This window comes from Ruminococcus sp. RTP21484sp1_RTP21281st1_A8_RTP21281_210402 (assembly GCF_040914025.1).
Classification (GTDB): domain Bacteria; phylum Bacillota; class Clostridia; order Lachnospirales; family Lachnospiraceae; genus Blautia_A; species Blautia_A faecis.
Map to the genome: position 1 here is coordinate 1 of NZ_JBCPGE010000086.1, position 6,058 is coordinate 6,058.

General features: G+C 38.2%; 6 protein-coding genes and 1 pseudogene. 5 read left to right on the forward strand and 2 right to left on the reverse strand.

The features are described 5' to 3' along the window. The 5 genes from AB5170_RS22130 to AB5170_RS22150 all read left to right on the forward strand — a co-directional run. The coding region (locus AB5170_RS22130; RefSeq protein WP_368365160.1) for a hypothetical protein at nt 1-651 on the forward strand (651 nt) is incomplete at its 5' end. 9 nt (nt 652-660) lie between these two features. After that, entirely contained in the window at nt 661-1,932 is a 1,272-nt protein-coding gene (locus tag AB5170_RS22135; RefSeq protein WP_173719213.1) for an ABC transporter substrate-binding protein, read from the forward strand. Between the two features lie 16 nt (nt 1,933-1,948). Beyond that, on the forward strand, nt 1,949-2,902 hold the full coding sequence (locus AB5170_RS22140; protein ID WP_207741825.1) for a sugar kinase: 954 nt from the start codon (nt 1,949-1,951) through the stop codon (nt 2,900-2,902). Nucleotides 2,903-2,955: 53 nt separating this feature from the next. Beyond that, complete coding sequence (locus AB5170_RS22145) at nt 2,956-3,690, forward strand: RraA family protein (RefSeq protein WP_173719211.1); 735 nt, start codon at nt 2,956-2,958, stop codon at nt 3,688-3,690. Continuing rightward, nucleotides 3,691-4,353 (forward strand): bifunctional 4-hydroxy-2-oxoglutarate aldolase/2-dehydro-3-deoxy-phosphogluconate aldolase, encoded by a 663-nt coding sequence (locus AB5170_RS22150; protein ID WP_173719210.1) that lies wholly within the window; start codon nt 3,691-3,693, stop codon nt 4,351-4,353. A gap of 299 nt (nt 4,354-4,652) precedes the next feature. Here AB5170_RS22150 and AB5170_RS22155 read toward each other — a convergent pair. Beyond that, nucleotides 4,653-5,799, reverse strand: a pseudogene (locus tag AB5170_RS22155) (IS256 family transposase). Between the two features lie 98 nt (nt 5,800-5,897). Then, nucleotides 5,898-6,056: a hypothetical protein gene (locus AB5170_RS22160; protein ID WP_368365161.1), complete on the reverse strand. Its 159-nt coding sequence runs from the start codon at nt 6,054-6,056 to the stop codon at nt 5,898-5,900. Nucleotides 6,057-6,058: the final 2 nt, after the last annotated feature.

Genomic DNA, 6,058 nt, shown 5'->3' on the forward strand with positions numbered 1-6,058 from the left:
GATATGTATATAGGTTTGTTATGGATGTTTCATGGAGATGCTGGCGAGACAAAATTGAATCGTCTTATGGGATATATGGATTGTCAGCTGGTATACAGCTATAATGGAAAAATATTTCAAAGGATATGCCATCGTCCATTTATTGCTCGCAGTAGGCAAGGAGAGCATGGTGGTGGAAGCGTGTTTCCAACATCTGTAGTTGAAGACAAAAACCATATATATATATATGGTAGTGGATCCAAAGGTGAGATGTTTCGATATCAGGAAGAAAAAGATGCTGCGCTATTGAGATATAGTCTCAGAAAAGATGGATTTGCGTATTTAGCTACGGAAAGTACAGGAGACATTTGTACTAAGGCACTTAGATTTTATGGAGAGAAGCTTTATTTAAATGTTTGCGCACCGTATGGAGTCATCAAAGTACGAATACTGAATGAAGATGGGAAAGAAATGGAGGGAATGTCTTATGAAGAGTGTACATATAAGTGTATTGATTTGATAGAGTGGACACCAGTATGGATAAGTAATAAGACAGTTAACAGCTTGAAAGGACAGGTTGTTTTTCTGGAAATTGAAATTACGAATGGAGAATTGTATGCAATACGTGGAGACTTTGATGTATTAGGGGCAAACTATATTAAATTGGAGTGATTGCATATCATGATAAAAATAGCGGTAAACGCTGGTGAGAATGACGGAATATCAATTGTAGATAGGAAGAAGGACATTGAGAAATTCATCGGCGATGAAATTGTAGTAGAAGAACCCCCGATTAGCCTTTTCCATGAAAATCTATTGAAAGGAATTCAAACAAAAAAGGCTGCTTATGATGTGTGTGCATATGCACCTTTATGGGCACAGGATATTGCACAGGAAAAACATCTTTTTGATTTAAATCAGTATGTTATGAATAAAGATCTGACATGGAAAGAGACAAAAGAAGGATTGGAGGGCGATTTTTTTAAAGCATACATCAATTATTGTGGCTGGCATGATATGAACAGAAAAATACCGGGAAGAGGACAAGGTGAAAAACTGATAGCGCTTCCCGGAACACATACAGGTGCGACTTTTTTGGTATATAGAAAAGATATATTTGAAAAATATGGTTTAAAAGAACCGTCAGATTGGGAAGAGTTTCAAAAAATTGCACTAGAGTATGCGGATATTAAGAACGGCTTATATGGAACTGCAATTGCTGGAAAACGTAAAGGCCTTTTCCCGGTACTTGACTGGTACACAAGAGTGGTATCCACAGGAGGCAGACAGTTTAGCGGATCGATTGTTGATCATAATCTGACATCAACTGCTTATAGTGAAGAAGGCGTTAGAGCATATGAACAAATCTGTTTATTGCTTTCCTGCATGCCGAAGATAACCAGGAGTTTTACTGTTCACGATGTGGCAGAAAAAATGTGTAACGGAGAACTGCTTATGCAACTGAATGTATCTTCTTTTGTTTTTCCGCAAATTTATTATCGTAAGTCTAATAAGGTGTGTCCGGAACAGTTGGGGATTTGTCAAGTTCCTGGGTTGGGAAAATATAAAGGAGTAGCATATGGTGGGGGATGGTCTTGGGCAATTCTTAATGATGTCAGAGAAAAAGAAACTTCATGGAAAATTATACAATATCTTTCCTCGAAAGAATTTGATCAATTTCGTTGTATGAAATATGGAGTAACTCCGGTCAGAAAATCCACAGCGAGGAATCCAAAAGTACAAAAAATGCAACCATGGGTACAATATATAGAACCCATCATAGAAAAAGCCGTAGAACCAGAATACTTTTACATACCGGAAGCTTTTAGCATTGCAGCAATAATTACAGATAAGCTTTTGAATGGGATTTTTCGTGGAGAAAAAGCAAAATGGGTTCTGAAAGAAATAGATGAAGATGTTAATCGTGTATTAAGAAATGGTGGTTGGCAATGAGAGGGGGTGGAAAATTGTGAAGCAATGGGATGTTTTAACCGTAGGTGAAACAATGGTAGTTTTTATTCCAGAACAAAAACAGTTGCTGCGTTATGTGGATAGATTTAAAAAAGGAATAGCTGGAGCGGAAAGCAATGTTGCTATTGGTGTATCCAAATTAGGTCATACAAGTTGTTGGATAAGTAAGTTGGGCTGTGATGAACTGGGAGAATATGTTCTTCGAGAGATTCGGGGAGAAGGAGTTTATGTATCGGAAGTAATAAGGGATGAGAATGCTTCGACTGGACTCATGATTAAACAGTTTAGTGAAGCAAATGAAACAAGCGTTTTTTATTATAGAAGGAATTCAGCAGCGAGTACGCTGAACAAGGATAATATTAGCGAAGAGATGATTCAAAACTCAAAAATAATACATATAACCGGAGTTACATCAGCTTTAAGCGGTAGTTGTGCAGAGATGAATTTGACACTGGCAAAAAAAGCAAAAAAGAACGGAGTGCTGGTAAGCTTCGACCCAAATATACGATTAAGATTATGGAGTAAAAATGAAGCTGCAGAGACGTTACGGCCCTTGTTGGATATGTGCGACATTGTTGAAATCGGTTTGGATGAAGCAAAAGTATTATTAGATACAGATAATATTAATGAGGTCGTTCGAATTCTTCGTGAAAAAAAAATACACAAGATTGCTGTGAAGCTTGGAAGCAAAGGAGCAATTGTGGCAGATGAGAGTTCTATGTATGAGATTCCACCATATTCTGTGAAGGTCATTGATAATATTGGAGCAGGAGATGCGTTTGCTGCAGGATTTTTGTGTGGCATATTGGAAGAAAGGGATCTTTTTACATGCGGTAAGATGGGTGCAATGATGGGAGCACAGGCTGTAGGAACACTAGGGGATATAGAAGGATTACCGGATCGGAAAAGATTGGAATTGCTTTTAAACGGTAATAAGGAAAATTACAGGTAGAAACTACATATGTAGTTCTTATAAAACTATTATAATTAAGGAGGATTTTAACTATGGCAATTGAATGGACAAAGGAGCAGATGAAGTATTTTATTAGCGAGTATAAAAAATTGAATACTCCCCTTGTATGGGATGCATTGTTTGTTCAGTATGGATATCGTAATCAGATTCTTAGAAGAGAAGTAAAACCTATTTTAAGAGATATGAAGCTGGCTGGACCTGCTGTCACCATTAAAGGAACTACGAATGTTACTCCTTTTGAGGAAGAATTTGATCATAAAGGGCCTGGTCCGCTGGGAGGAATGTGGATTCGCGTTGGACAGGCTTTGAGTGAGGATTGTGTTGTAATCATTGACCCTGGATATACTGAAGTGGCTGTACTGGGAGACATATTTGGGCAGACATGGCATCATATGGGAATGCAGGGGCTTGTATGCGATGGCCCAATTCGTGACTCTTTTGGATTTCTTGAAGATGATATTCCTACATTTTGTACTGATACAATGTGCATTTGCGCAGAGGGACACTGGAGAATGACAGACAGCAATGTTCCTCTTTGGTTACATGGCCAATTGGGAGAAGTATTGGTTAATCCAGGTGATTTTATTTTTGCAGATGCAGATGGAGTACTTGTGATTCCGAATGATATGATTGAGAAAGTCTTAATTAATGCAAAAGAAAGAGCTGCCAATGAAATTAAAACGAAAGCAGATATAAAAGCCGGAAAAACTCCTGAAGAGATGTGGTATGAAGATGGTCATAGTGGAGTTCTTGATGAGGATAAATAAATGCCCGATGATGTAAAAAAAAGCATATTGAGCGATAAAATAATTGCAATTATTAGAAATGTACGGTCTGAACAGATTGAACAAGTTGCAGAAGCACTACTAAAAGGAAATATCAGATGCTTGGAACTGGCTCTTTCAGGTGGAGCGAATTATGACGAGAAAGATGTTCTGAATTCAATTGAAAGAATTAGAAAAAAATATGATGGTCAAATATATGTGGGAGCAGGTACAATTTTGACTGTAGAACAGATGAAATCGGCGTATAACTCGGGAGCACAGTACATGATATCGCCCAATGTAAATCCTGACGTCATTGCTCAGACAAAACAGTGTGGTTGTATCTCTATCCCTGGGGCGTATTCGCCAACAGAAATCATAAATGCCTATGAATATGGAGCGGATTTAGTGAAAGTATTTCCAGTTGGAAAAGCAGGGGCGTCTTACATAAAAAATCTTTCTGTACCGTTGGGAAAGATTCCATTAATAGCGGTAGGAGGGGTAACGCTTCAAAATGTACAGGAATTTTTACATGCAGGTGCTGTAGCTGTTGGAGTAGGGGGAAATCTCGTTGATATTCAACTTATTCAGCAGAAGAGATATTCGGAGTTGGCAGTGAAAGCAAAAGAGTTTCATCGTCAGATTTCCTGGAAAGTTGATAAATAACCATAAAAACTATCGGCTGTAAAGACTCATTCGATAGATTGAATTTGAGTAGATAGATATCAGAAAATTTTATGGACGGTGTGAAATTTTTTCTGTAAATTTAAATCTTCTATGATAATTGATGCGGCTTAACGGCAGATTTCTGTGGTTAAGCCGTTGTTTATTTAATAGCAAATTTAAATTGGTATGTCAAGAGCGCCCAGAGAAATCTGGGCGTATATTTACTCTTGACCGTCCAACTTTTATTGTTATATTAGCCGATCCGGGTACATGATTTCCAGTTCACCACGTACTTTGTCCTAATTCCGGATTGGCATTGTCCATTTTTGCTATCTCAAAAGTTCCTAAGTATAGTGCCTTCATCAGTGCCTGTGAGCTTGGGAATACGCTTCTCTGCTTGTTCAATCTACGATAGCACGAATTCAGTGATTCAATGGCATTTGTGGTATAAAACGCAGTACGTACCTCTTTGGAAAATTTGAAAATTGGGGAGATTGCATCCCAGTTATCATTCCATCGATTCATAGCACTTGGATATTGTCCTGACCATTTTCTGGTTACTGCCTCCAGCTGTTTTCTGGCAGATTCCTCGTTTGCAGCTGTGTAGATCGTTTTTAAGTCTTTGGCAAAAGTTTTCATATCCTTGTTTGCAACATATTTAAGGGTATTTCTCACCATATGAACAATGCAGCGCTGTTGTTCCGTTTTGGGAAATGCAGCAGAGATTGCATCTTTGATTCCGGTCAGTCCATCAGAACAAAGAATAAGAATGTCCTGAACGCCCCTGTTTTTCAAACTATTCAGCACTGACAGCCAATACTTGCTGCTTTCATTTTCACCTACAACAATGCTTAATACTTCCTTCATTCCATCTTCATTAATTCCAAGGACAACATCGGCCAGTTTTCTGATCACGCCGTCATCACGCACAGAAAAATGTACAGCATCTATGAAAACGATTGGATATACCGATGATAATGGACGATTTTGCCATTCTTCGATTCTTGGAAGGAGCTTGTCTGTGATATCAGATACCATTCCCTCACTTACTTCAAAACCATAAATATCCTCTATCATTTCTGAAATCTGTCGTGTGGTCATTCCTTTCGCATACAGAGCAATAATCTTATCATCAATCGAAGAGATATCTTTCTGGCGTTTTGGAAGTACCTGTGGTTCAAATGAACTTTGGCGATCTTGTGGCACATCAACTTGAAATTCCCCATATTTACTACGGACGGTCTTAGATTTTGTGCCATTGCGGTAGTTAGGCTCACCAGATCTTTCATAACGGTCATAGCCGAGATGATCATCCATTTCTTTTTCAAGCATATCTTGGAGTGTTCCAGATAACAGGTCTTTTAATGCCTCCTGAATGTCATCAGCAGACTGAATATCATACTCTTGAAACAATCCCTGAATGAGATTTCTCTTTCCTTCTGTCATTGGTTTTGGTTTGTAAACTTCTTTTTTTCTGTTTGCCATTATAAAAGGCCTCCTATGATTTTTATATTTTATCATAGAAGACCTTAATGTTGTTTGTTTTACAGAGATTTTTTCACAGGCTCTTGAGTTCGGGGAAAGGCAGTACTGAACTGGCCTAAATTCTGCATTTGTTCTTTCAGATTAGATTGAAAACGGTCAGCACGTTGCTGGCCGAATTCTTCTTCAATATAATCTGCAATGTCTGTGACATCGTAAATTG